This window comes from Streptomyces sp. NPDC001787, assembly GCF_040297465.1.
Lineage (GTDB): Bacteria > Actinomycetota > Actinomycetes > Streptomycetales > Streptomycetaceae > Streptomyces.
Genome location: NZ_JBEOZE010000020.1, coordinates 12,384 through 36,296 on the forward strand (window position 1 = coordinate 12,384; position 23,913 = coordinate 36,296).

General features: G+C 72.3%; 22 protein-coding genes. 11 read left to right on the forward strand and 11 right to left on the reverse strand.

The genetic code is table 11. The features are described from left to right. Window positions 1–33: 33 nt before the first annotated feature. Complete coding sequence (locus ABT170_RS25160; protein ID WP_329940366.1) at window positions 34–1,473, reverse strand: glycosyltransferase; 1,440 nt, start codon at window positions 1,471–1,473, stop codon at window positions 34–36. A gap of 498 nt (window positions 1,474–1,971) precedes the next feature. Here ABT170_RS25160 and ABT170_RS25165 point away from each other — a divergent pair, with 498 nt between their 5' ends. Together ABT170_RS25165 and ABT170_RS25170 are read left to right on the forward strand one after the other, a co-directional pair. After that, the gene (locus tag ABT170_RS25165) at window positions 1,972–3,045 is read left to right on the forward strand and encodes a ferritin-like domain-containing protein (protein WP_329940365.1); all 1,074 of its coding nucleotides are present in this window, start codon (window positions 1,972–1,974) and stop codon (window positions 3,043–3,045) included. 62 nt (window positions 3,046–3,107) lie between these two features. Beyond that, the gene (locus tag ABT170_RS25170) at window positions 3,108–3,563 is read left to right on the forward strand and encodes a Cif family virulence factor (RefSeq protein WP_351870972.1); all 456 of its coding nucleotides are present in this window, start codon (window positions 3,108–3,110) and stop codon (window positions 3,561–3,563) included. A 59-nt stretch (window positions 3,564–3,622) separates the two neighbouring features. Here the strand turns inward: ABT170_RS25170 and ABT170_RS25175 are convergent, their stop codons facing one another. Beyond that, window positions 3,623–4,375, reverse strand: a complete 753-nt coding sequence (locus ABT170_RS25175; RefSeq protein WP_351870975.1) for a GntR family transcriptional regulator — start codon at window positions 4,373–4,375, stop codon at window positions 3,623–3,625. 234 nt (window positions 4,376–4,609) lie between these two features. Here ABT170_RS25175 and ABT170_RS25180 point away from each other — a divergent pair, with 234 nt between their 5' ends. The 3 genes from ABT170_RS25180 (at window position 4,610) to ABT170_RS25190 (ending at window position 8,124) form a co-directional block, all read left to right on the forward strand. After that, window positions 4,610–5,455, forward strand: coding sequence for a ribokinase (locus ABT170_RS25180; protein ID WP_329940362.1), 846 nt, complete (start codon window positions 4,610–4,612; stop codon window positions 5,453–5,455). Window positions 5,456–5,722: 267 nt separating this feature from the next. Next, window positions 5,723–6,697, forward strand: a complete 975-nt coding sequence (locus tag ABT170_RS25185; RefSeq protein WP_351870979.1) for a nucleoside hydrolase — start codon at window positions 5,723–5,725, stop codon at window positions 6,695–6,697. Beyond that, window positions 6,694–8,124, forward strand: coding sequence for an MFS transporter (locus ABT170_RS25190; RefSeq protein ID WP_351870982.1), 1,431 nt, complete (start codon window positions 6,694–6,696; stop codon window positions 8,122–8,124). The genes ABT170_RS25185 and ABT170_RS25190 overlap by 4 nt, the downstream gene beginning before the upstream one ends. Before the next feature lie 90 nt (window positions 8,125–8,214). Here the strand turns inward: ABT170_RS25190 and ABT170_RS25195 are convergent, their stop codons facing one another. Then, window positions 8,215–8,637: a DUF7144 family membrane protein gene (locus ABT170_RS25195; RefSeq protein ID WP_329940359.1), complete on the reverse strand. Its 423-nt coding sequence runs from the start codon at window positions 8,635–8,637 to the stop codon at window positions 8,215–8,217. Between the two features lie 460 nt (window positions 8,638–9,097). Here ABT170_RS25195 and ABT170_RS25200 point away from each other — a divergent pair, with 460 nt between their 5' ends. The 3 genes from ABT170_RS25200 to ABT170_RS25210 all read left to right on the forward strand — a co-directional run bounded on the left by ABT170_RS25200 (window position 9,098) and on the right by ABT170_RS25210 (window position 12,266). Continuing rightward, window positions 9,098–9,805, forward strand: coding sequence for an SDR family NAD(P)-dependent oxidoreductase (locus ABT170_RS25200; protein ID WP_351870985.1), 708 nt, complete (start codon window positions 9,098–9,100; stop codon window positions 9,803–9,805). A 176-nt stretch (window positions 9,806–9,981) separates the two neighbouring features. Further along, a complete protein-coding gene (locus ABT170_RS25205) occupies window positions 9,982–11,100 on the forward strand; it encodes a DUF1266 domain-containing protein (protein WP_351871154.1) in 1,119 nt (372 codons plus the stop codon). Continuing rightward, on the forward strand, window positions 11,097–12,266 hold the full coding sequence (locus tag ABT170_RS25210; RefSeq protein ID WP_351870988.1) for a DUF1266 domain-containing protein: 1,170 nt from the start codon (window positions 11,097–11,099) through the stop codon (window positions 12,264–12,266). Before ABT170_RS25205 ends, ABT170_RS25210 begins: the two co-directional genes overlap by 4 nt. A 105-nt stretch (window positions 12,267–12,371) precedes the next feature. Here the strand turns inward: ABT170_RS25210 and ABT170_RS25215 are convergent, their stop codons facing one another. The 5 genes from ABT170_RS25215 to ABT170_RS25235 form a co-directional block, all read right to left on the reverse strand. Further along, on the reverse strand, window positions 12,372–13,253 hold the full coding sequence (locus tag ABT170_RS25215) for an SDR family oxidoreductase (protein ID WP_329940356.1): 882 nt from the start codon (window positions 13,251–13,253) through the stop codon (window positions 12,372–12,374). Next, on the reverse strand, window positions 13,250–13,591 hold the full coding sequence (locus ABT170_RS25220; protein WP_329940355.1) for a DUF952 domain-containing protein: 342 nt from the start codon (window positions 13,589–13,591) through the stop codon (window positions 13,250–13,252). Before ABT170_RS25220 ends, ABT170_RS25215 begins: the two co-directional genes overlap by 4 nt. Window positions 13,592–13,626: 35 nt before the next feature. Next, a complete protein-coding gene (locus ABT170_RS25225) occupies window positions 13,627–15,024 on the reverse strand; it encodes a choice-of-anchor A family protein (protein ID WP_351870992.1) in 1,398 nt (465 codons plus the stop codon). 119 nt (window positions 15,025–15,143) lie between these two features. Next, window positions 15,144–16,136, reverse strand: coding sequence for an NAD-dependent epimerase/dehydratase family protein (locus ABT170_RS25230; protein WP_329940353.1), 993 nt, complete (start codon window positions 16,134–16,136; stop codon window positions 15,144–15,146). A 143-nt stretch (window positions 16,137–16,279) separates the two neighbouring features. Then, the gene (locus ABT170_RS25235) at window positions 16,280–17,233 is read right to left on the reverse strand and encodes a LysR family transcriptional regulator (RefSeq protein WP_329940352.1); all 954 of its coding nucleotides are present in this window, start codon (window positions 17,231–17,233) and stop codon (window positions 16,280–16,282) included. A gap of 311 nt (window positions 17,234–17,544) precedes the next feature. Here ABT170_RS25235 and snpA point away from each other — a divergent pair, with 311 nt between their 5' ends. Then, window positions 17,545–18,225: a snapalysin gene (snpA, locus tag ABT170_RS25240; RefSeq protein ID WP_329940351.1), complete on the forward strand. Its 681-nt coding sequence runs from the start codon at window positions 17,545–17,547 to the stop codon at window positions 18,223–18,225. 161 nt (window positions 18,226–18,386) lie between these two features. Here the strand turns inward: snpA and ABT170_RS25245 are convergent, their stop codons facing one another. Together ABT170_RS25245 and ABT170_RS25250 are read right to left on the reverse strand one after the other, a co-directional pair. Continuing rightward, window positions 18,387–18,752 carry a GntR family transcriptional regulator gene (locus ABT170_RS25245; protein ID WP_329940350.1) on the reverse strand — a complete coding sequence of 122 codons (366 nt, stop codon included), beginning with the start codon at window positions 18,750–18,752 and terminating at the stop codon, window positions 18,387–18,389. A 2-nt stretch (window positions 18,753–18,754) separates the two neighbouring features. Beyond that, window positions 18,755–19,726, reverse strand: coding sequence for a DUF1648 domain-containing protein (locus ABT170_RS25250; protein ID WP_351870997.1), 972 nt, complete (start codon window positions 19,724–19,726; stop codon window positions 18,755–18,757). Window positions 19,727–19,936: 210 nt separating this feature from the next. On the opposite strand from ABT170_RS25250, the gene ABT170_RS25255 reads away from it, so the two are divergent. After that, entirely contained in the window at window positions 19,937–21,178 is a 1,242-nt protein-coding gene (locus ABT170_RS25255; protein ID WP_351871000.1) for a hypothetical protein, read from the forward strand. Continuing rightward, window positions 21,175–21,657, forward strand: a complete 483-nt coding sequence (locus ABT170_RS25260) for a hypothetical protein (RefSeq protein ID WP_329940347.1) — start codon at window positions 21,175–21,177, stop codon at window positions 21,655–21,657. The genes ABT170_RS25255 and ABT170_RS25260 overlap by 4 nt, the downstream gene beginning before the upstream one ends. Here the strand turns inward: ABT170_RS25260 and ABT170_RS25265 are convergent. Next, the gene (locus ABT170_RS25265; protein ID WP_351871003.1) at window positions 21,602–23,776 is read right to left on the reverse strand and encodes a tetratricopeptide repeat protein; all 2,175 of its coding nucleotides are present in this window, start codon (window positions 23,774–23,776) and stop codon (window positions 21,602–21,604) included. The two genes, ABT170_RS25260 and ABT170_RS25265, sit on opposite strands and share 56 nt — an antisense overlap. Window positions 23,777–23,913: the final 137 nt, after the last annotated feature.

Sequence of the window (23,913 nt, forward strand, 5' to 3'; positions counted from 1 at the left end):
GTGCCTTTCGTCTCCGGAGAGGGCCGGGTGCCGTCAGTGGCTGTCCGACTTGATCACGGACGGCTCGGCCCGGTTGTCGTCGGGCCGGTCGGGCGGTGCGGGAGCGTCCCGGCCCGAAGTGATCGCCCACCGGGCCAGCAGGAAGGAGAACGGGGTGACGAGTACGCCCGCGGCCAGGGCTGCGAGGTTCTTGTCCATGCCCAGACCGCTGACCGCCAGATGCAGCAGAGCGCCCGAGGCCACGAGATTGATGACGCTCGACAGGGGATACCGCGCGAACCCGCGCCAGGTGGGCCTCGTCCCGACAGTGATGTAGGAGTTGAGCAGGAAGGAGCCGACGAAGCTGACCGTGAAACCCACCGCGTGGGCGGCCAGATACGGCATCCACCGGTTCAGCACGTAATAGACGGCCAGATACACCGCCGTATTCACGCAGCCGATCAGCACGAAGGAGGCGAACTGCCGTATCGTGCGCGACCGGTCGGCCGCGATGTCGCTCAGCTCGCCCGTGGCGACCGGTTCTGGTGCTCCCGGCAGCGAGGGACATGTTTCGTTGGTCTCCCGTACGACATAGGGCGGGCGGTGCTTCGCCTCGTGGTAAATGCGCCCGACGTATTCCCCGATGACTCCGAGCGTGATCAGCTGAATTCCGCTGAGTGCCACGACCGCGGTGAGGAGAGTGGCGTAACCGGGGGTCTCCGCGCCGTTCAGCAGCACATTCACCACGGTCCACAAGGCGTAGACGAGCGCCGAGACGAAGACCCAGAATCCGGTGTAGATGGCCAGGCGCAGTGGACGGTTGTTGAAGGACAGCAGTCCGTCGATTCCGTAGTTCAGCAGTCTCCTGCTGCCCCATTTCGACTGCCCGGCCGCGCGCTCCCGGTTCCGGTACCGGAAGCTGACCGTGTCGAAGCCGATCCAGGAGAAGATTCCCTTCGAGAACCGATTGCTCTCCGGGAGCGACAGCACACTGTTCACCGCCCGTCGTGACAGCAGTCGGAAGTCTCCGGAGCCGTCGATGACTTCCACGTCCATACAGTGGCGGACCAGCGCGTAGTAGGTGTGGCTGAGCGCGTTGCGCAGCTTCCCCTCGCCGGTCCGGTCGCGTCGGGGAATCACCTGGTCGTAGCCGTGGCGGTGCAGTTCCAGCATGCGGGGAATGAGTTCGGGCGGATGCTGGAGGTCGGCGTCCATCAGGACGACCGCGGAGCCCCGGGACATACGGAGCCCGGCGAGCATGGCCGCCTCCTTGCCGAAATTGCGGCTGAAGGCGGTGTACCGGACGCGCGTGTCGAGTGCCGCGAGACCGCCCAGCAGCAGCCGCGTCCCGTCGGTACTGCCGTCGTCCACGTAGCAGATTTCCAGGTCGCCGCCCAAGGGTTCGAGTGCGGCGAGCAACGCGGTGTGAAAGGTCTCGATCGCTTCGGCCTCGTTGAAACAGGGCACCACGACCGTCAGCTGAAGGGCAGCCATGTCACACTCCCCAAAATCGGCTGACCGCCTGTCTCCGGGTACCGCCCCCGGGCTCGCCGGGTGAGTCCGGGTCCCGTTTCCTTCCGGCCCTGCCCACTGTGCGGCCTCCCGTCTTTCCGCACAGCTATACGGACTCCGAACGTGCGAAGCCCATCCTCTTTTCATGCGAACAGCGCACGCGGAGCGTTTTCCCGGGCCGCACGGATAGGCGGTACTGTGCGGTGCCGTGCCGTGCCTCAGGAATCCCGGCCGCGTGGGGACCGGTGGCCGGACGTCCTCGAATGCCGCCAGGTAGGTATCACTGACGTTTTCCAGCGGCGGCTTCCGGCACGGCAACGATTCCGGGGAACACCGGCCCCGCGATTCGACGTTCAATCATTTCTCGTCAAGCATCGCCTGGGCGGGTGCAATCCGGGAGCGCGCACCCGCGCGCCGCCGATTCGCCGAGCGCATGTCGTCCACGATGGGAAGAAAACCACAACCAGCGAGGGGTCATCCATGACCACGACAGCTCTCAACTACAAAAGCAACAGAATCGCCGAGCTCATGGAGGTGCCCACCGAGGCGCACGACGAGCAGTGGCTCAAGGACTCCTTGCAGCAGGCCATCATGCTTGAACTCGCCACGCTTCCTCCCTATTTGTGCGGCCTTTGGTCGATCAAGGATCCGGGCGGGAGCGCCGACGCGTTCGGGACGATTCAGGAAATCGTCTTCGACGAGATGTCCCACATGGGGCTGGTCTGCAACATGCTCACCACGATCGGCGGAACCCCGCGTCTCGCCGACGAGAAACTGGTGCCGAAATACCCCGGCCCGCTTCCCGGCGGCGTGCGCCCCGAGCTGTCCGTCTCCCTCTCGGGGCTGAGCAAGCAATCGCTGGACATGTACTCGCAGATCGAGAAGCCGGATGACCCCATCGTCGAGGCCGTGGAGAGTCATACCTCGATCGGAGCTTTCTACACGGCGATTCTGGAAGCATTTCGGAATCATCAGGATCTGATCGCGGGCACTCGACAGGTCAACCGGAACATGTCGTCCCACGGAAAAGGGAACAACGTCGTCCCACTCACCTCGTTCGACGATGTCGAGAAAGCTGTCAAAACCATCAAGGAGCAGGGCGAGGGGACTGCCGCCTCGCCGGAGAATCCCTTCCCCGGCGCGCCCGGCGAAATGGCCCACTTCTACTCCTTCCGGGAGATCTTCCACGGTCGCAGGCTGATCCCGGTTCCGGGTGACCCGACGAAATTCGACTTCCAGGGCGACGTGGTCCCCATGCCGCAGACCTTCCCCATGGGAACGGTCCCGAACGGCGGCTGGGCCCAGGGGCCGGTGGCGGTGCCCGACGAGGTGCGGCAGCTCCTCGACACGTTCAACCAGCACTACAGCTCGATGCTGCGGTTCATCGAGCAGGCCTGGCAGGCGGAGACGCAGGCCGCAGCCGCGCAACTGCTGAACAAGGCAGTCGGACAGATGTTCCAGCTCCAGGGGCCGGCGCAGCAGCTGATGCAGATCCCCCTGCCCGACAACAGCGGATCGACCTACGGTCCGGAGTTCCGGTACGTCGAAGCGTAGGCGTGAGCGGAGGCGTGAGCGGAGGCGTCGACCGCGCCCCGGCCGAGTGCTACCGTCCCGCCATGCCCAAGGACCCCAGCACGTCCAAGGACCCCAGCACCTCCGTGGCCCCCACCAACCCCAAGGCCGAAATCGACGCCGTCACCGCCGAGTTCTTCGGCGCTTTCGACAACCGGGGCGGCAGGGCCGCCGATGTGGGGCGGATCCGCCGGCTGCTTCTTCCCGGCGGCGTGATCGTCAAGACCGGTCCGGAGTTCACGGCCTGCACCGTGGAGGAGTTCATCGCGCCCCGCGAACGGCTGCTGGCGGACGGCCGGCTGGCCGAGTTCTCCGAGTGGGAGACCTCCGAGCGGACCGATATCACCGGCGACATCGCGTCGCGGTTCGGCGAGTACCGCAAGTCCGGGGTCCTGGACGGTGAGCCGTTCGAGGGCGGCGGAACGAAGACGATCCAGTTCGTCCGCACCCCGGAGGGCTGGCGGATCTCGGCCTTCGCCTGGTACGACGGGCCCCGGTAGCGCCCGACACGACCGGCCCCGGCAGGGCTCGACCGCCCTCCCCGGGGCCGGTTGGCGTGTCAGTGCCGCTGGGTCAGGTGGATCAGCGGCGCGCCCGCCGGGAGCAGATACTTCGCGGCGAGGACCGGGTGGGCGTCCGCGGTCACGACCTGGGTGATCAGGATCGCCGGGGTCTCCGGCGGCCTGCCCATCGCCCTGCCGCGTTCCTTGCCGAGGATCGTCGCGCCCATGGTGCTCCTGGCTCCGAGCGTACGGTCGTCGACGGTGGCGAGCAGGAGCGCGAGCATGCTGGTGGGCGGCGGCCCCGGAGCCGGTTCACCGATCGCGTCGAGGAAGTCCGGGCCGAGGTCGGCGAGTGTCGGCGCGTCGGCCGCCCATTCGTGCGCGAACCCGGCCGGGACTCCGTCGATCTCGATCAGCGTCTCCCAGAACCAGGCGCGGCTGGTGGGCGGCAGGCGCAGATGGAAGCCGGAGAAGTCGGTCGGTTCGTCGAGGTCGGCGGCGAGCCGTCGGCAGACCGCGGTCCCTGGTCCGAGCAGCGCCTCGACGGGTGAGAGCCGCTCGATCCCACGCGTGGTGGGGGGCTGGTTCACCCGGCTTCCGACGCCGTGCCTGCGGGTGATGACCCCGTCCTCCTGGAGCAGGATGAGCACCTCGCGCAGAGCGGGGCGCCCGACCCCCAGCTCGGCGGCGAGAACGGGTTCGGCGGGGAGCTTCGTACCGGACGGATACGTCCCGTCATGGATCGCGGCGACGATCCGTTCGTAGAGCTCGACCCTCGGCTGACGGCGTCGCGTACGGCCCTGAGCCACCCCGGTTCCCCTTTCCTCGGTCGACGTCCCACCCAGTTGTCGGACGACTTCCGGCCTCGCCGAGCATACTCGCCGCCCTGCCCTGTTGCCCTTCCCCCCTTGTCGCGGGCCTTCCGCAGGGCTACTGTCCCTCCAGTCGACCGGAGAGATGTAGGACAACTCAACAGTCGATCGGCGTCTTCGCCGTGTGAATCATCTGAAAAGCCTCGTTCTCCCTTCTCGAAAGGTCTGACAATGCACGAGCAGCGGCCCACCGTGGTGGTGCTCGGGTCACTCAACATCGACCTGGTGACCCACGTGGCCCGGCATCCCGGCGCCGGCGAGACCGTGCTCGGCCGCGGCCTGACCGTGCTGCCCGGCGGCAAGGGCGCCAACCAGGCGGTGGCCGCGGCACGCGCCGGGGCGCGGGTCAGGATGGTCGGCCGGGTCGGCGACGACGACGGAGGCCGCCGGTACCTCGCGGCGCTGGACGCCGACGGCATCGACACCGCTGGCGTCGTCCCCACCCCGGGCGAACCCACGGGTCAGGCACACATCGCCGTCGACGGCCGGGGCGAGAACACGATCATCGTGATCCCCGGCGCCAATGGGGCCGTCACCGGGGCCGACGCCGACCGGGCCGCCGGGGCCCTGGAGGGGGCCCAGGTGCTCCTGCTCCAGCTGGAGACCCCGATGCCCGCCGTCGTACGGGCCGCCCGGCTCGCCGACCGGGCGGGGGTACGGGTCGTGCTCAACGCCTCACCCACCGCCGAGGTGCCCCCGGAGCTGCTGCGTCTGGCCGACCCCGCGGTCGTCAACGAGCACGAGTACGAGGCGCTCGGCGAAGGCGCCCGGTCGGTGTGCGTGACGCTCGGTGCCCGGGGCGCCCGCTGGGGCGAGCACGAGGCCGTGCCACCGGCGGTGGACGCCGTCGACACCACCGGTGCCGGTGACTGCTTCGCCGGCACCCTCGCCGCCCGGCTCGCCGCCGGGGACTCCCCGGCCGACGCCCTCCGCGCCGCCGTCGCGGCGGGCGCACGCGCGACGACCTGGCCCGGCGCCCAGGGCCGGAGCTTCGACGAGGCGACCGAAGCCCGCTGAACCGTCCGAGGGCCCGGGGCGCGCGACGGTGCGCGGCCCGGGGCGGGGGCGCGACACCCGCGCGACACCCGCGCGGCCCCGGGCCCGCGCGGCCTCCCGCAGGCCCTCCGGAGCCCGCCCCTGCTCCCCGCTCCCCGCCGCCCGCGCGCCCGTACCCGTACCGCTCCCGTACCCGTACCCGTACCGCTTCCTGTACCCGCTCCCGTACCCGCTCCCGCGTACGGCTCCCCGACAGAACCAACCCGATCACTTCAAGGACGACGTGACATGACGACGAGCCAAGCCCTGCTGGTGGACTGCGACACCGGAGTCGATGACGCCCTCGCGCTCCTCTATCTCGCGCTCTCCCCCGATGTCGACCTGCGGGCCGTCACCACCGTCGGCGGCAACACCGACGCCCGGCAGGCCGCGGTCAACACCCTCCAGGTCCTCGAACTGGTGGGGCGGACCGACATCCCCGTGGCGCCGGGAGCCGACCGGACACTGCGCGGCTCGTTGCCCCACTACGCCACCCACGTCCACGGCGACAACGGGATCGGCAACGTCCGCCTCCCCTCCCCGGCCGCCCCCCCGGTGACCGTGGACGCCGTCGATCTGATCATCGAGACCGCCCGGCAGGCGGAGGGGGAACTGTCGCTGCTCGCCACGGCCCCGCTCACCAACCTCGCCCTCGCCCTGCGCCGCGAGCCCCGGCTGCCCGAGATGATCCGCCATGTCACGGTGATGGGCGGCGCCGTCCACCACCCCGGCAACATCACCCCCCTCGCCGAGGCCAACATCGGGAACGACCCGGAGGCCGCCGCGCTCGTGCTGGAAGCGGGCTGGGACCTGACGATCGTCCCGCTCGACGTCACCATGCGGGAGAACCTCACCACCGCCACGCAGCGGGATCTCCTCGCCCATGGCTCCGCCGCGAGCGTCTTCGCCGCCCGGGTGCTCGACGTCTACTTCGACTTCCACGAAGAGGTCGCGCTGCCCTACCGGGGCTCGGCCTGTCACGATCCGCTGGCCGCCGCGATAGCCGTCGGCCATGTCACCCCGCTGCTCGCCCCCCGGCTGCACGTAGGCGTCGAGACCGGCGACGGTCCGGCGCGCGGCGCCCTCGTCGCGGACACCCGCGGGATGTACCTCTCGTACCCCGAGCGGGCCGACGCCAACGCCCGGGTCGTCCTGGAGACCGACGGCCGCTTCCCCGAACGGCTCGTGGAGCGGATCCGTACGGGCGGGAGCGCCGCCGCATGAGCCGGGTCCCACTGCGGGACGCCGCGACCGGGCCCCGTACGCACCGGTTCCTGATGCCCGCGCTGATCGCCGGAGTCGTCGCCTTCCAGCTCAACGCGTCGATGGTGACGCCCGCTCTGCCGGAGATCGCACGCGAGCTCGACGCGGCGGCGAGTACGGTCGCGCTCTCGCAGAACCTCTTCTTCCTCGTCGGTGGCGTCGCGGGCGTCGTCCTGTCCCGGCTGAGCGACCATCTCGGCCGGCGCCTGGTCCTGCTGGCCTCGCTCGCCGTGATGTGCGCCGGCACCGTGCTGGCGATGCTCGCGCCGAACGTGGAACTCCTCGTCCTCGGCCGGGTGTTGCAGGGAGCTTCGGGTGCGACGTTCCAGCTGACGTACCTCCTGCTGCGTGAATCGATGTCCCCGAAGCGCTTCGGTACCGCGCTCGGTGTGATCACCGCCCTCAACGGCGGGGTCGGCGGCGTGGACGGATTCCTCGGCGGTTTCGTCGCCGACCGGCTCGGCTTCCGGTGGATCTTCGGCACGATCCTGGTCACCGGTCTGATCGCCCTGCTCTGTGTGGCGCGCGCCGTGCCCGGGACCCCGCCCGCGAAGGACGCCGGGCGGATGGACTGGTGGGGCGCGGCCTCGCTGTCCGCCGCCATCGTCTGCGTGAACCAGGCGATCAGTCAGGGCGCCGCGCACGGCTGGGGTTCGCTGTGGCCGCCCGTCCTCGCCGTCGTGGGGGCGGCACTGTTCCTCGCCTTCTGGCAGATCGAGAAGCGCGGTCGCACCCCGCTCATCGCGGTGCGTGATCTGCGCTCCCGTCAGGTGTGGCCGCTGATGGCCACGACGCTGCTGACCCTCGTCGGTGTCTTCGCCGCCATGAACTTCACGGTCGTCCTGCTGAGCCAGGACGAGAAGGCCGGTTTCGGCATGTCGGCGACGCTCGCCGCCCTGCTGTTCCTGACACCCCCGGCGGCGATCGGACTGCTCGCGGCCCCGGTGGCCGGCTGGCTGGCACCGCGCAAGGGCTGGCTGCCGATGCTGCGTACGGGACTGCTCGCCTCGGCGCTGGCACTCGGTGTGGCCGCCGTCTTCGCCGGGGACCGCTGGGCCGTTCTCGCGGTCTGCTGCGCGCTGGGCGTGTTCTACAACGGGTTGGCCCTGACGATGCTCAACGGCCTCGGTGTCGTGCTCTCCCCCAAGGAGAGCCCCGGCGCGCTCCCCGGTCTGAACGGCGCGTGCTTCGGCATCGGCGCCTCGGTGGGCATCGCGCTGGTCGGCCCACTGGCCGGTGCGGGCACGCTCGGCGGCTACCGCACGGCGTTCGCCCTGGCCGTGGTCGTCACGGTGCTCGCCCTGCTCGCCTCGATGCTGATCCGTCAGCCCGCGGAGGAGTCCTCGGCCGCCTCAGCGGCACCGTCCACGGCCCCGTCCGTGAGGTAGCGGCGCGGCCGGCGGCCCTTCCCGCCGGTCACCCCGACGTACGCGGGCACCGCCTCCCGGAGACCGGGCGGCGGTGCCCGCGGTGCCCGCTCAGATCTTGCCGTGGGGCTCGACGGTGCTCAGGGACCAGATGACGAAGACCCCGATGGCGATGACGACCAGGGCCCAGATGGGCTGGTACGGCAGGAACATGAAGTTGGCGATGATGCTCAGTGCGGCCAGCCCGATACCCAGGCCGCGCGCCCAGGCGGACTCCTTGAGCAGCCCGAACCCGGTGATGAACAGGACGACGCCGAGGATCAGATGGATCCAGCCCCAGCCCGTCAGGTTGAACTTGAACACGTAGTCGCCGAACCGTGTGTAGACGTCGTCCTCGGCGATGGCGGCTATGCCCTGGAAGATGCCGAGGATTCCCTCGACGAGCATCAGGACCCCCGCGAAGACGAGGCCGCCGGTCGCCCAGGAGTTCGTCGTGGACGGCGGTGTCCGATGCTGTTGCGCCGCGTTGCTCATGGGGACCTCCACAGTCCGATCGACAGACCCCGAAATCCGGGTGGGCCTACGAACCCTGAGGTTCCGCCGCCCGGCGGGGTGCGGCCACCCGGACGCGGCCATCCGGGTGAAATCGCCGGGAACCCGGGCGCGGGCGGCCGTCGCGGTGACCCCGGCCGCGCGGGCCCGCGTCCGTGACCCGGCCGATCGCCGGGCCGGGTCGACCGGAGTGGTGAGCGTCAGCGTGAGCGGACGGGCGGTCGGGGCCGACTGACCGACGCCGGAGAGGACTTGAACGGCCCCTGCCGGAGCCGGGGAACCAGGACTCCCGGAAGAATGAACTAGCCGATTCGGCCTTCGAGTTGCGATCGTACGATGACGGGGTGACGGAACCGAGAACCTCTCCCGCGCCCCGGACCGAAGTCGGCGCCCATGTCCGTGCCGACGCCGGCGTCGGCCGCTCGTCCGGGAGGGCACGACCGTGACGACGACGCTCATCACCGGCGCCACCAGGGGCCTCGGCCGGGAGACGGCACGGCGGCTGGTCGAGGCGGGCCACACCGTCCATCTCGGCGCACGGGACCTCGACCGGGGGCGGGCGGTCGCCGAGGAGATCGGCGCGCACGCCGTACTCCTCGATGTGACCAGCGACGAAACCGTAAGGGCGGCCGTGGCGGCCGTACGCGAGCGGAGCGGGCGCCTCGATGTCCTCGTGAACAACGCGGGCATCACGGGCCCCCTCAAGGAGCCCGGCGAGATGACGGCCGAGGACGTGCTCGCGGTGTACGAGACGAATGTCCTCGGGGTCGTGCGCGTGACCCAGGCGTTCCTGCCGCTCCTGGAGGCCGGTGAGTCGCCGGCCGTGGTGAACGTCAGCAGTGGACTCGGCTCCCTGGCCATCGCCGCCGAGCCCGAGCGCTATCGCCCCCTCCTGCCCGTCTACTACCCGAGCCTCGGCTACAACTCCTCCAAGGCCGCCCTGAACATGCTCACCGCGCAGTACGCCATGACGTACCCCGCGATCCGGTTCAACGCGGTGGATCCCGGCTGGACGGCCACCGATCTGAACGGCCACCGGGGGATCCTGACCGTCGAGGAGGGCGCCGGGATCATCGTGCGGACGGCGATGGCGGGAGCCGGCGGCCCCACGGGCGGCTTCCTCGGGAACTTCGGGCCCGTTCCCTGGTGACCGTCCCCGCCCGGTCACCGTTTCGTAGGATCGTCCCCGTGACCACGGGGACCGGTGCGGGGGCAGGGCCGCACACATACAGCACCACCGGCCTGCCGGCGCCGTCGCACCCGGGAGCCGGCCCCACGCCGCCCGCCGGAGCCTGCGCGGAACACGGCGCCCCGCCGCCGACGGACATCGAGCGGGAGCTGCACGAGGCCACGGCACGCGGCGGCGCGGACGCGGTCCTGGACGTCCTCTCCCGTACCCGGCTGTATGTGCTTCTCCCCCGGCTGCACGCCGACACCCCCGGCTTCACCGCCCCGCTCCCCTCGTTCCACGATCCCGCGACCGGCCGGACGTGTGTCCCCGTGCTGACGCCGGGCATGCTGCCGCCCTGGCATCCGGAGTGGGTGTTCCGCCGGACCCGGCTCGCCGAACTCGCCCTCGCCTGGCCGCGGGACCGCCGGTGGCTCTCGGTCAATCACGGCACTCCGTACGCCGCCCTCGTCGAGGCCCGGACCCGGCACCACCGGGCGTGGCTGAAGGCCGACGCGCGGTCCGGCGGGCCGCGGGCGGGCCGGCTGCTCACCCATGGCGGCGGGCCGCTGCACGGGCCGCTCGCGCACGGGCTGGCCCTCGGCGCCCATCTCGCCCTGCACAACGGCCTCGTCTGGAACCAGCTCGGTGCCGCGTACGAGGACTACCCGACGGACAAGGACCGGCTGCGCAGCCCCTGGGGCATCCACCACCGCGCCGACTACCGGGAACGGCTCGACTCCCTGATGCGGGCCCGGCTGGTCGGCCGGGTCCACGAGTCCGTCCTGCGCACCCGGTCAGCCCTCGCCACCCGGCTCGGCCGCACGCCTTCCCACGAGGAGTGGTCCCAGGCGCTGACCGGTGCGCCGGCCGCACACCGCGCCGACGCGGAGGATCTCGCGGAGGTGCGGGAGGCACTGCGGCGGATCGTGCGCTACGAGGACCTGTTCCGGGCCGAGGGCTTCCTCGCGCCGGACGGACGCGTCGACACCCTGGCCGCGTTCGACCACGGGCGGGCGGTCAACGTGGTGCGGCTCGCCCTGGGGGCCCGCTTCTGCGAGCCGGCCGAGGCCGAACAGGCGGTCCTGCGGATCGGCGCTCTGGCCCGGCGGGCGTACGGCTCCTGGGCGGACTTCTCGCTCGGCTACTGCCTGACCCGGCTGATCCACTTCGACGAGGACGAGGGCACGGGCCACAAGGTCCAGGAGTCGCTGGCCCAGCACCGCATCCTCACCCAGGACCCCACGAGCCCCTACCGGAACCTCCCTTGGTCATGAACCCGCACCCGCCGGCCGCACACCCGGCTCCCTGGTACCCGCCGTCCGAGACCGAGCAACTGCTCTACGAGGCCGGGCTGCGGGGTGACACGGAGGCCCAACTGCGCGTGCTGGCCGGTGCGGAGCTGTACATCCCCGCGCCGAAGGCCGAGGTCGACGCCGATCCCCGGGTGATCACCTGGCGACCGCACAGGGACCCGTCGGGACAGGTCTGCATGCCGGTGCTCACCCGCGGGATGCTGCCGCCGTGGCATCCGGACTGGGTGTTCCGGGGGGTCTCGCTGCGGTGGATCGCCGAGTTCGACTGGCCGGACCCCCGCGAGCTGCTGGGCGTCAACGTCGGTACGCCCGCCCAGCTCCTGCTGCCCACCACACCCCCGCACCGGGCCCTGTGGCTGCGCCGCTACGCGGAGAACGACCGCCCCGACGGAGGCAGGCTGCTCGCGCTGCGGCACGGCGCGCTGCACGGGCCACTGGCCTACGGGCTGGCCTGCGGGGTGCATCTGGCGATCGGGAACGGGGTGCCGTGGAACGAGATCGGCACGGTCTTCCGCGCTTACACACAGGAGCGCGAACAGCTCCGCGACTCCTGGGGGATCACCGATCACGCGGGCTGGCAGAAGCAGTTGAACGCCCTGCTGGACGCCCGTAACAGCCCGCCGGAGCCGGACTTCGCGCTCCGCGCCCGGGAGCAGCTGCGGGTCGTGTACGGCGAGCCCCCCTCGGCGGACCTGTGGCGCGAGACCGCCGCGGGTCATGCCCAGGACATCGGGGCGGACCCCGACGGCGTACGGGGCATCGAGGAACTGGTGCGCAGGATCATCCGGTACGAGGCCCGGTTCCGGGCGGACGGTCTGCTGCCGCCGGACGGCCGGGTGCGCACCACGGTCGCCTACGACTACGGGCGCGCCGTGAACCTGGCGCGCTGGGGGCTGTCGGCCCGCTACTGCACCCAGGCGGAGGCGGAGCAGGCGATCGTGTACGCCGGGGCGCTGAGCAAGTCGGCCTACCGTTCGTGGGAGGAGTTCTCGGCGGCGTACGCGCTGGGCCGGGTGCTGCGCTTCGACGACGAGGAGTACGGGCCGTTCTACGAGCAGAACGTCCTCGCCCACCGCCTTCTGGCGGAGAGCGAGGGCAGTCCCTGGCGCCACATTCCGTGGCGCTGAGCCCGGCGGTGTTCCGGGCCGGCGGTGTTCCGGGCCGGGGGGCTTTCGGGCCGGGGCGTTTCCAGGCCGGCTGCCTCGGTGCCGCGGGCCGGCGGTCCCGTGCCGTCAGGACCCGGCGAGCAGGTGGCGGTAGCTGTCCGGGTTCTCCTCCAGATAGGTGGCGAGGCTCATGGCCGGGTGCCCGGTGAGGGACGGTACGGCGTCCGAGACCGCGGCCATCTCACCGGTCGCGATGGCCTCGTAGGAGGTGACCCAGCCGGCCACCTCCCAGTCCTCGGCTCCGTACCCGGCACGGGAGGCGTAGGCCTCCTCCCGGGTCTCGGGGACGTAGCGGACCGTCCGTCCGGTGCGGCGGCTCAGCTCCTCGGCGGCTTCGGCCAGGGTGAACGCCTCGGGTCCGGTGAGGTCGTGGACCCGTTCGTCATGACCGGTGCTCTCGTCCAGCAGTACGGCGGTGGCGGAGTCGGCGATGTCCTCGTGCGCGACGGCCGCGACCCTGCCGTCGCCGCCCGGCCCGCGCAGGATGCCGTCCGCGCCGGTCATCGCCGGGATGCCGGCGAGGTACAGGCTGTCGCGGAGAAAGGTGTACCGCAGCCCGCTGGTGCGGATGTGCGCCTCGGTGTGCCAGTGGTCGCGGGCGAAGGTGAACGTCGCGTCCGGCGCTGCGCCGAGGAACGACACGTACACGATCCGCTCGACGCCCACGGCGACGGCCGCGTCCACCACCGTGGTGTGCTGGCGCACCCGGTCGGGGCTTTCGTGGGCGGAGACCAGGAACAGGGTGTGTGCCCCGTCCAGGGCGCGGCGCATCGCTTCCGCGTCGCCGTAGGGGGCCGGGGGCGCGTGGACCGCGCCGGGCAGGTCCGGCAGCCGGGACGGGTCGCGGCCGAGCAGGCGGACAGGGACGCCGGTGCGCGCGAGCCGCCGGGCGACCCGGCCGCCGACCGCGCCGCTCGCTCCGGTCACCGCGGTGAGGGGGCCGATCACTGGGTTTCGTCTTCCTCTCGTTGCCAGGGCCGTACCTCCACGACCGCGTCCACCGGAAGCGGTCCGTACAGGTGCGGGAACTTCTCTCCGCCCGGCTTCACGGCCTCGTACCGCACGGGGTCCGTGAGCCGGCCGGGATCGATGACCAGGACCACCAGGCCCTGGTCATCGGCCCCGTACAGCATCTGTGCCACACCGGCGAGCTGGTGGGGCAGCGAGCAGTGGATGAAACCTTCCTCCGCGAGGGTGCGGCCGCGCGTGGACATCTCGTACCTGCCCGTCCCGCGCGCCGCCTCCCACAGGGGTTCCTCCGTGATGTGCAGAAACGGTTCGGTCATCCGGCCACGCTAAGGGCTGGGCCCGCGCGCCGGTATCAGCCGTTGCGGCGTCGTGCCCTGCGCGCGGTCACCAGGGCCGCTCCACCGGCCGCGACGAGCGCTGCCGCGATGCCTCCGATGATCCATTCGCCGCCCCGGGAGCCGGTGTGCGGGAGTTCGCCGCCGGGGTGTCCCGGCGAGTGCGAAGGGCTGGGGCCGGGGCTGCTCTCCGAGGGGGTCGGAGTCGGCTCGGTCGGGGTGGGGGTCGGTTCCGTCGGCGTCGGGGTGGGCTCGGTCGGGGTCGGGGTGGGCTCCGTCGGGGTGGGGGTGGGCTCGGTGGGCGTGGGGGTCGGTTCCGTCGGGGTCGGGGTCGGGGTGGGCGTGGGTTCCGTGCCGCAGGCGGGCAGGTCGCCGTCGAAGGGGTACGCGTGCAGCTCCTGGCCGCCCGATTCACCGGCCGAGGTGTGGGTGAGCGAACCGGCCGTGTAGAACCGGCCGTTGGTCCCGCTCATCCGGAGCGTCGTCGTTCCGTCGGGCCGGCCGACCAGGACGCTGCCCTGGAACTGGCCCGAGCCGGACAGCGTGAGGTCGGTGGCGTCCGGGAAGTTCCACAGCAGGTGCTCGCGCAGCCCCGGAACGGGCAGGGTGTCCATGAGCGTGCTGACGCTGCGGGTGCTGCCGTACACATTGACCAGGACCGTGGCTCCGGCCGGGATGTCCGCGAAGGCGAAGCCGGTGTCACCACCCGCGGCGGACACCAGATCCGCGTCCACGTCGAAGATCTGGATGGCCGAGGTGCCGTCACCGGTGAACGTGGTGGTGTCACCCGCCCTCAGCCAGCTGCCCGTCGCCCTGCGGTGGGCGTCGCCCTCGTAGGCGTAGCAGTGGCTCGCCTCGGTCAGCCGGGCCCGCAGTGCCTCGTACGGGGCGGTGGCGTCCTGGACGAAGTGCGGGGCGCCGGTGGGGTTGACCGTGCCGGTGAGGCCGCTGCCGTGGGCGACTCTGCCGGAGTGGGAGCCCTCTTCGGCGAGCAGCCGCTCGCCGGGGGCGATGGTCACGTCGCCGCCCACCGTCAGATAGTCGGAGCCGTCCGGTGGCGGCACGCGCGAACCGACCCCGGCCACACCGACGTTGTAGATCTGTGAGGCGCCCGGACGCTTGTCCATGTCGAAGACGCCGAGCGTGACGATCTTCCCTTCGGCCTCGGCAGCCGCCTCCCTGACGAGGTAGTCACCGCCGACATAGATGTTGATGTTGCTGTCGAACCCGGCGACCGGTCCGTTGTTCGGGTCGTTCCAGGTGGACGGGCAGTCGCTGCCGAGACAGGGCCCCAGCCCGCCGGGCAGCGGGTCCGCCGCCGCGGCGGGCGCGAACATGCCCACCACGGCCGCCGCCGTCACCACCGTTGCCGCCGCCTTGATCCGCCTGCCGTGCCTGTGCACCTGTTCTCCCATGCCGGGAAATATGCATCTTTACCACTTATTCACCCTGTATGACACGCCGGATGTGGCCGGTTTCATGGAATACGGGGGGCTCGGGCACGGGGCCCTCGGGTGCGGGGTACTCCGGGCGCTCAGGCGGCCAGCAGCTTCTCCTCGGCCTGCGGATCGAGGCCGACCGGGGGCCGGTCCGGGCGGTGCGGCGCGACGCCGCCCCGTTCGCACAGCCAGGACCAGGTGTCGGCGACCGTCTCCCCGACCGGTCGGCAGCGCAGCCCGGCGGCGTACGCCTTGGTGTGGCCGCCCTGGTACAGCGTGTCGTGGAGCTCTCCGGCGGGCAGCCACATCGGCAGGTCGCTCCAGGGCTCGACGCCTGCCGCGAGCAGCTTCCCGGGGTCGGTCCAGCGCAGTTCCGCGACGGATCCGGTGACCCGCACACAGGAGTCCAGCAGCTCTCCCATCGTGGCGTGACCGGGGCGGCTGACCGTGTTGTACGCGCCGTTCAGTCCGCTCCCGGCGGCGTCCAGGAGCCAGCTCGCCAGATCGCGGGCGTCGATGTACTGGAGCGCCGCGTCGCGGGGGCCCGGGGCGACGACCGGTCCGCCGCGGGCCGTCCGGCCGAGCCACCAGGGGAGTCTGCCGATGTTCTCGCCGGGGCCGATGATCAGGCCCGCGCGGGCCAGCAGCGCACGGTCGCCGAACGCGTCGAGCGCCGCCAGCTCGCCGCCGCGTTTGGCCAGGGCGTACGGGACGTCACCGCCCGCGTCGGGGGAGGCGCCGGTCACCGGTGGGCCGTCCTCGCCGAGTCCGGCCGGGGCCGGGTACGCGTACACGGAACGGCTGGAAACGTAGGTGTAGTGCCCCGCTCTCCCGTCGAGTGTCCGGGCGGCGTCCCGGACCGCCGAGGGCGCGCCGCTCCAGGTGTCGACGACCAGGTCCCAGGAGCCCCCGGACAGCGCCGCCAGGCCTTCCGCGCCGCCCGTCCGGTCGCCGGTCAGCGCGGTCACGCCCGGCGGCGGCGCGTGGTGACCGCGGTGGAAGACGGTGACCTGCCAGTCCCGGGCCAGGGCCGCCTCCGTGACGGCCCGTCCGACGAACTCCGTACCGCCCAGCATCAGTACCTTCATGGTGATGACTCTGCCCGCCGGACGCCCGGCCGGGAACAGGACCACGCTGTCGGCAGAACCGGGAACCCGTGGCCGGCCGGCGGACCCGCGGCCCCGCCCCGTACCGGGAACCCCGGGCCGGGCGGGGAGGCCGGTACCGGATGTCAGAGTGCGCGCGCCAGCGGGCTGCGGTGGCGCAGCAGCCATTCGTGGTAGCCGGTCACCTGCCGGGCGGCCTCCATGTAGGCGGCCTCCAGCTCCCCGTACACCGCCTCCGTATCGGCCTCCGGGCGCGAGACCAGCAGCAGCCGCACGGCGAGCGGGTCGTCGCGCAGCGGGCGGATCGCCATGTCGTCGCGCGGCCCCGAGGTGGGCTGGCAGGGGGCGACCGCCTCACCGAGCACGACCAGGGAGGCGGCGGTGAGGTAGTCGCCGTGCAGCACGGGCGGGTCGAGTCCGGCGGCACCGAGCACCCGGCGCACCCCGTCCCACTCGCCGTCCACCGTCGGGTCCACCATCCACCGGTCCCCGGCCAGATCACCGAGCTCCACCACCGAGCGGGCCGCCGCCGGATGGTCCCGGGCGAGCGAGATGAACTGCGGTTCACGGTCGAGGAGCACCCGCTGTTCCAGGCCGTCCGGTATGGACAGCGGGCTGCCCTCCACCTCGTGCACGAAGGCGACGTCGAGGCGGCCCGCCTCGACGGTGCGCAGCAGTGCGTGGGCCGACACGTCGACCCGCAGCGAGATGTCGGTGCCGGGCAGCCGGACCCGCAGCCTGCGCAGCCAGCTGCCGAGGACCCGGCTCGCGGTCGATCCGATGCGCAGCCGCGCCCCGCGCGGGCGGGCCGCCTCGGCCTCCGCCAGCGCGTCGGTGACCAGTGCGCTCATCCCGTCGACGAGGGGGCGGGCCCTGCTGAGAACGGCCCGGCCCAGCAGGGTCGGCCGGCACCCGGTCCGTTCGCGCTGGAACAGTTCGGCGCCGAGGGAGTTCTCGATCCGCCTCAGCTGGGTGGTCAGGGAGGGCTGGCTGACGCCGAGACGCCGGGCCGCTTGGTGCAGGCTTCCCGCTTCGGCGATGGCGCAGAGCGCCCTGAGGTGTCTCACCTCAAGCTCCATGCAGCCGAGAGTATGGCGGCCCGCACACCGGGCACCAGACGCCGCAACCCCACCAAAGGGCGTCAATTCAGCGGGTGTTGGGGCGATCGAAACGTGCTGATGCCGTGCTGTTCCGGTGCGCGTGGGATCAGGGCGCGCGGCCGGACCCCGGGCGGGGACCGGCCGGGCGATAGGGCGGCGCTATCGCGGATTGACATCATCCGCGCGGGACCGGTGCTCCCCCACACTCTCCCCGTACCGCACCCGTACCGAGTCCGGTCATCGGACACCCCCGCGGCACGGGCTCATCGGACACGTAGGAGAAACCCCCCATGAGAAACTCCAGGACCGCCTTCGCCTCGGCCGTCGTCGGCATCGGCTTCGGGCTCGTCGCCGCGCTGGGCACCGCACCGGCGCTCGCCTCGGCTCCGGCACCTGTCGCGCCCACCGGCTCCGCGGCCGGCACCCAGGCGAGCTTCGCCGCGTACGAAGGGTCCGGCGAGAACGCCGCGGCGAACCGGGCGTTCTTCGACGCGGTGGTGAAGTCCGTCGCCGAGAAGCGTGCCGCCAACCCGGGCACGCAGGCGGTCACCGTCGTCTACAACGCCTCCAACGCCCCGAGCTTCAGCAGCCAGATAGCCAGCAGCGCGCAGATCTGGAACAGCTCGGTCTCCAACGTCAAGCTCCAGCAGGGCTCCAACGCCGACTTCACCTACTACGAGGGCAATGACTCGCGAGGCTCGTACGCGAGCACCGACGGGCACGGCAACGGGTACATCTTCCTCGACTACGCGCAGAACCAGCAGTACAACTCGACCCGGGTCACGGCCCACGAGACCGGGCACGTGCTCGGCCTTCCGGACCACTACTCCGGTCCGTGCAGCGAGCTCATGTCGGGCGGTGGCCCCGGCACCTCCTGCACCAACGCCTACCCGAACGCGAACGAGAAGTCGCGGGTGAACTACCTGTGGCAGAACGGTTTCGCGGCCGCGCTGGCCCGCGCCACCTCCTGACGCGACCGTACGGGCAGGTACGGCACCCGGCGCCCGCCTCCCGGCGGCAACGCCGCACACCGCGCACCGCCCACCGGTTCCCCCATGCCACAAGGGGCCATCCCGCACCGCGGGGTGGCCCCTTGTGGGCTGAAAGGCTCCGGGAACAACGGCACTTCGGCCTACCGGACGGACCCGCCCAGTTCGGTACGGACGAGAGCCAGCAGTTCGTCCTCCGTCATGCCCAGCTCCTGTGCGTCCGAGACCACTTCCCGTACGCGTTCCAGCAGCCGGGCCCGGTGCGGCGAGGCTCCGCCGGTGACGACGGCCCCGCGGCCCCGGCGCAGCTCGATCAGCCCCTCCTCGCGGAGCCGCTGATAGCCGCGGAGCACCGTGTGGACGTTGACGCCCAGCGACTCGGCCAGCACCCGGGCGGCGGGCAGCCGCTCCCCCTGGGTCACCGCGCCGTCGGCGACGGCTCGGCGGACCGACGCGGCGATCTGGTCGCCGAGCGGCACGGTGGATGTGGGGTCGACCCGGAAGAGCATGGTCAGCGCCCCGCCCGCTGCCGGTCGGCGAGGGTGTTCAGCAGCGCGGCCCCGGTCGCCGAGTCGTCGACCGTGACGGCGAAGTCACGGCCGCCCACCAGCCTGGCCACGATGGCCTCGCCCGAGCGGATGATGACCCCGCTCCGGCCGGGACGGATCCGGTAGCCCCAGCCGCCGTACTCGGCAAGGGCGTTGACCTCCCGGCTGTCGGCCGACTCGATGCGCTCCAGGGGGACGCGCACGCGCGGCCAGGGCAGCACCCCGGCGACGGTGAGGCCGCGCCGGTCCACGGTGACCGAGGGCCGGGAGAAGGTCAGCAGGACCAGGCCGGGAAGCAGCAGCGGCACCGCGGCGAGCCACCCGACGGTGAACAGGAGGGCGACCGCCGCGACGAGGAGCGCGAGCGTGGACAGCGGCAGCCACCAGGAGCCGGTGCTGCGCGCCCAGCCGGCGATCTCCCCGTCGGCGAGCGCGATCCGCTCACCGGGCAGCCGCCCCGGGCCCGTTCGCGAATCCTCCGGCGCCGGGACGAGCCGGGCGAGCAGCAGCCCGAGCCCGCCGCCGAGGACACCGGCGCCCAGTGCCGCGGCGAGCTGCCACAGCGGGAATCCGCCGTCCGGGCCGCCCTCGGTGGTGTCCAGGTTGACGAACAGCACCGCCGCGAGCACATAGCCGAAGAACGCGGCCAGGGAGTATCCCCCGGCGATGATCCGGCGGTGGGAGGGGCCGTGGAACGTGCCCCTCGCCACCGTCCAGGACCACAGCACACCGAGCGTGCCGAGCACCAGCACGATGCCGAGGACGTACCAGGTCCGGCCGACGTGGCCGTCGGCGTCCCCGGCGGCGTCGAAGTGGCTCGCCAGCCGGTCGGGCAGCCGGTCCGCGAGGACGGCGAACAGGATCAGGTCGACCAGCAGGGCGATCAGAAAGGGCAGGGCCGCGAGGGTGACGCGGCCAAGGTTCTTACGTCTCATGAAAACCTCCGTTGTTCGCATGCTAGTAGAACAATGCACGCGCAGCAAGGTTCCGGCAAGCGCCGGTCAAGCCTCCGGCGCACGGGGCGGGGCAGCCCACGGTCACGGAAACGTTCGTCTCCGAGACGGGGGAAGAAGATGTCTGTTGTGGAGAGGCCCGCCGGCCTCGTACCCGCCCGCCACCGCCCGCCCGTGAATCCGCCGCGGCCCTTGCCGCGCGAGCATCGCGATCCCGGGCAGTGGGCGACCCTCACCGGCCGCAAGAAGGTGCTGGTGGTCATACACACGGAGGTGTACGGGCAGCGCCTGCGGGACCTGCTGCCGCTCGTGGCCGCCGATCTCCGGATCCAGGTGGCCTTCACCATCGCGCCGCACGCTTTCAACAGCGGCGCCGTCCGCTCGCTGCCCTCGCACGGGAGCACCGTGATCCCCTGGGAGGAAGCGGTGCGAAGCGAGTTCGATCTCGCCGTCGCCGCCGGCTCGCAGGGCATGGAGCAGGTGCGCGCTCCGCTGATCCGGATGCCGCACGGCATCGGCCACATGAAGCTGTCGCGGACCGCCGACGCCCCGGAGGGAACGCCCAGGACCGTCGGCGGCCTGGGCAGGACGTACCTGATGCGCGACGGCAGGGTGGTGCCGAAGTCCCTCGCCCTGGCCCACCACGACGACCTCGCGGAACTGGCGAGGTCGTGCCCGGAGGCGCTGCCCGCCGCGGAGGTGGTCGGCGACGCGAGCCATGACCGCATCACGGTCAGCCTGCCGCTGCGGGAGCGCTACCGCAGGGCGATGGGGCTGAGGCCGGGACAGCGGCTCCTGCTGGTCTCCTCCACCTGGGGCACCGGCTCGTCCTTCAACCGGCTGGACGCACTGCTGCCCAGGCTGCTGACCGAACTGCCACCCGAGGAGTACCGGATCGCGCTGCTCGTCCACCCCAACGTCTGGTCCGGGCACGGACATTGGCAGATGTACGCGTGGCTGGAGGCGTTCCGGCAGCGGGGCATCGCGGTCGTACCCCCGGAGGCCGACTGGCGTGCCGCGCTGATCGCCGCGGACTGGCTCATCGGCGACCACGGCTCCGTGACGCTGTACGCCACCCTGACACGGGCGCGCATCCTGCTGGCCAGGTTCCCCGAGGCGGACGTCAATCCGCGGTCGCCCGGCGCGGAACTGGCCGGGGCCGCCCCGGCCCTCTCCCCCGCACACCCGCTGACCGAGCAGCTCGCCTATGCCGCCGCCGAGTACCCGGCCGCGGAGTACGCCCGGATCGCCGCCCGGATCTCGTCCGTGCCCGGGGAGTTCAATCAGCGGATGCGCGCGCTGCTGTACCGCGTGCTCGGCCTCGGCCAGCCCGCCTTCGCCCCGGTGACCCGGCCGCTTCCGCCGCCCGCTCCCCTGGGGCTCGCTCCGGAGGCGGGCCCCTGGGGCTCCGGGGGAACGGAGATCCCGGCGTGAACGCGGAACCGGGCGCGCCCGGAGGTGTCCGTCCGGGCGGATGGATCCCGTCGAACGGCGGGGTGGAGGACAGCCCGCTGTGCGTGGACCTCGACGGTCCGGCCGGGGAGAGCTGGCGGCAGTGCGCCGACGTCCTGCGCGGCGGTCGCCCCCGTCCGGCCGGAGAGGCGGCACGGGTCGCCCGCCAGGCACTGGTGCGCTACCCCGGCTGTCTGCTCACCGTCGTCCGCCGGACGGACGGCGGGTGCACGGCGGCCTCCTGGCTCGACGGCCGCCCGGACGTGAGGGTGTACGCCCCGGGCGGCCGGAGCGTCACGCGGATCGCCGCCCTTCTGTACGCGGACCTGATCGGGGCGGCGGCGTCCCGCCCGGGACCGGCCGCCGCCCCGGACCGGGGGCACCGGACGGTCCCGGGCGGCCGTGTCACCGGTCCGCGACCCCCAACCGGTCCGCCAGCCGCCGGACATCGTCCGCGCTGACCGACGCGTAACGGGCCAGGGACTTCTCGTACCAGTCCCTGGCCTCGGCGTCCTGCCCGCGCTCGGCCGCGGTCTCACCGAGCATCTCCAGCACCCGGCCCTGCCAGTGCACCGAGCCGCTCGCCTCGAACTCGCCCAGGGCGCGGGTCAGTTCCCGCACGGCGAGCGGGAAGTCGCCCACTCCCGCGTGCGCGCGGGCCAGGTGGGCGAGCGCGCGGGCGGCGTCGTGCGTGTCCCGCACCTCCAGGAGTACGGCGCGGGCGCGCGAGAGGTGTTCCCGCGCCCGCTCGGGCTGGCCCTCCGCCAACTCCACGTCCCCCAGGCAGAGTTCGGTCAGGGCGACGCCGCGGCGGTAACCGGCGCGCTCGCGCAGTTCGAGGGCCCGGCCGAAGAAGGACCGGGCCTCGGCGAGCCGCCCGGCGAGCCGGTGGGTCTGGCCCACACCGTGCAGGGCCTGGGCCTCGGCGACGCGGTCCCGCTCGCGCCGGGCGGCCTCGGCGGCCTGGGTGAACCAGGAGACGGCCTCGGCGTGGCGGCCCACGTTGCGCAGACCGGTCCCGCCGGAGGTGAGCATCCGGCTCTCGCCCTCACGGTCGCCCGCCCGCCGGGCCGCCGCCAGTCCCGCCGTGTGCGCCTCGATCCAGAGGTCGTAGGGACGCAGCCGGAGGAAGAGGGGCCACATGGCATCGGCGAGCTGCCACACCGCGGCGTCCCACCCCAGTCCGGCCGCCTTCCGCAGCACCGCCATGAGATGCAGCCGCTCCCCGTCCAGCCACGCCAGCGCGCCGGCCTCGTCGGTGAAGGGCGGTGGCTGGTCGTCGTCCGAGGCGTAGTCCCTGCGCAGGGTGCGATGGCTCGGCGACAGCAGCGCCTCGGCGGCCGTGGCGGTACGGAGGTAGAGATCCACCACCCTGCGCGCCGTCCCCCGCCGGTCGTCGGACGTCTCGTGCGCCGCGGCCAGCCCCCCGGCGTGCGCGCGGACCAGATCGTGGAAGCGGAAGCGGTCCAGTCCCGTGACGGGGTCGGGCCCGAGGTCCTCCAGCAGGTTCACCTCCGCGAGCGCGTCGACGATCCGGTCGGCCTCGCGCGGACCGGTCCCGCACACCGCCGCGGCGACCCGGATCCCGAAATCGGTGACCGGGCTGATCCCCAGCCGGCGGTATCCCAGGGCGAGATCAGGAGTCAGCAAGCGGTACGAGGCGTCCAGCGCCGCCCGCACCGCGGGCTCCCCCTCGACCCTGAGCGCGTCCAGGCCGCCCTCGCCGCCCAGGGCGAGGGCCATGGCGGCGAGCGGCTGCCGGGGGCGCACGGCCATCCGCGCCGCCGCCACGCACACCGCCAGCGGCAGGCCCGCGCACAGTGCCGCCACCTGCCGGGCCGCCTCGGGTTCGCGGCGGACCCGTTCCGAACCGATTCTGCGGCTCAGCAGTTCCACGGTGTCCTCGGTGTCCAGCACCTCCAGCTGCTGGAAGAAGGCGCCGTCCACCGCCAGCCCGGCGAGCCGGAACCTGCTGGTGACCACCACGAGTCCGGTCTCGGTGCCGGGCAGCAGGGGACGCACCTGACCGGCGCTCACCGCGTTGTCCAGCATCACGGCGATGCGGCGGCCCGCGGTGCGGGACCGCCACAGGGCGGCCAGTTCACCGAGGCCCTGCGGTGTCTGCCGCTGGCCGAGGGCCCGCAGGAACTGCGCGAGGATCTCCGCGGGGCGGGCGGGGCCGCCCGACGCGGAATGGCCGCGGAGGTCCGCGTAGAACTGGCCGTCGGGGAACCGCTGGGCCAGACCGCGGAGCCAGGAGGACGCGAGCGCCGTCTTGCCCACACCCGCGGGTCCGCTGATCACCGCGAGCACGGGCGCCTCGGGTAACCGGCCCACCAGTCGCCGCAGCGTCCCGAGTTCGCGCTCGCGCCCCAGGAAATGGGGTGGCGCGGGAAGGAGCTGGCGGACGGTGGCGGCGGGCTCGGTATGGGAGCGCGCTCCCCCGTGGATGCCACAGGCCTGGCCGAAGGTCCCCGTGACGGCGGCACCGCCGTAGGCGGTGTTGTCCTGAACCTCCGGGCCGCCGATGCCGCTCCGGTCCGCATCGGCCGTACGCCTGGACCCCTGTTCCGGTTCCATATCTGCCGCCTTCCCCCAAATGCGCCCACATGCGCGCGCCCGCGCTTTCCTCGGTCGGCTCGGGATTTACCCCCTTCTCGATCCATCCGCACGGATGGGGTACCGCCACCCACTGATGGTTCAAGCCAAAATATTTG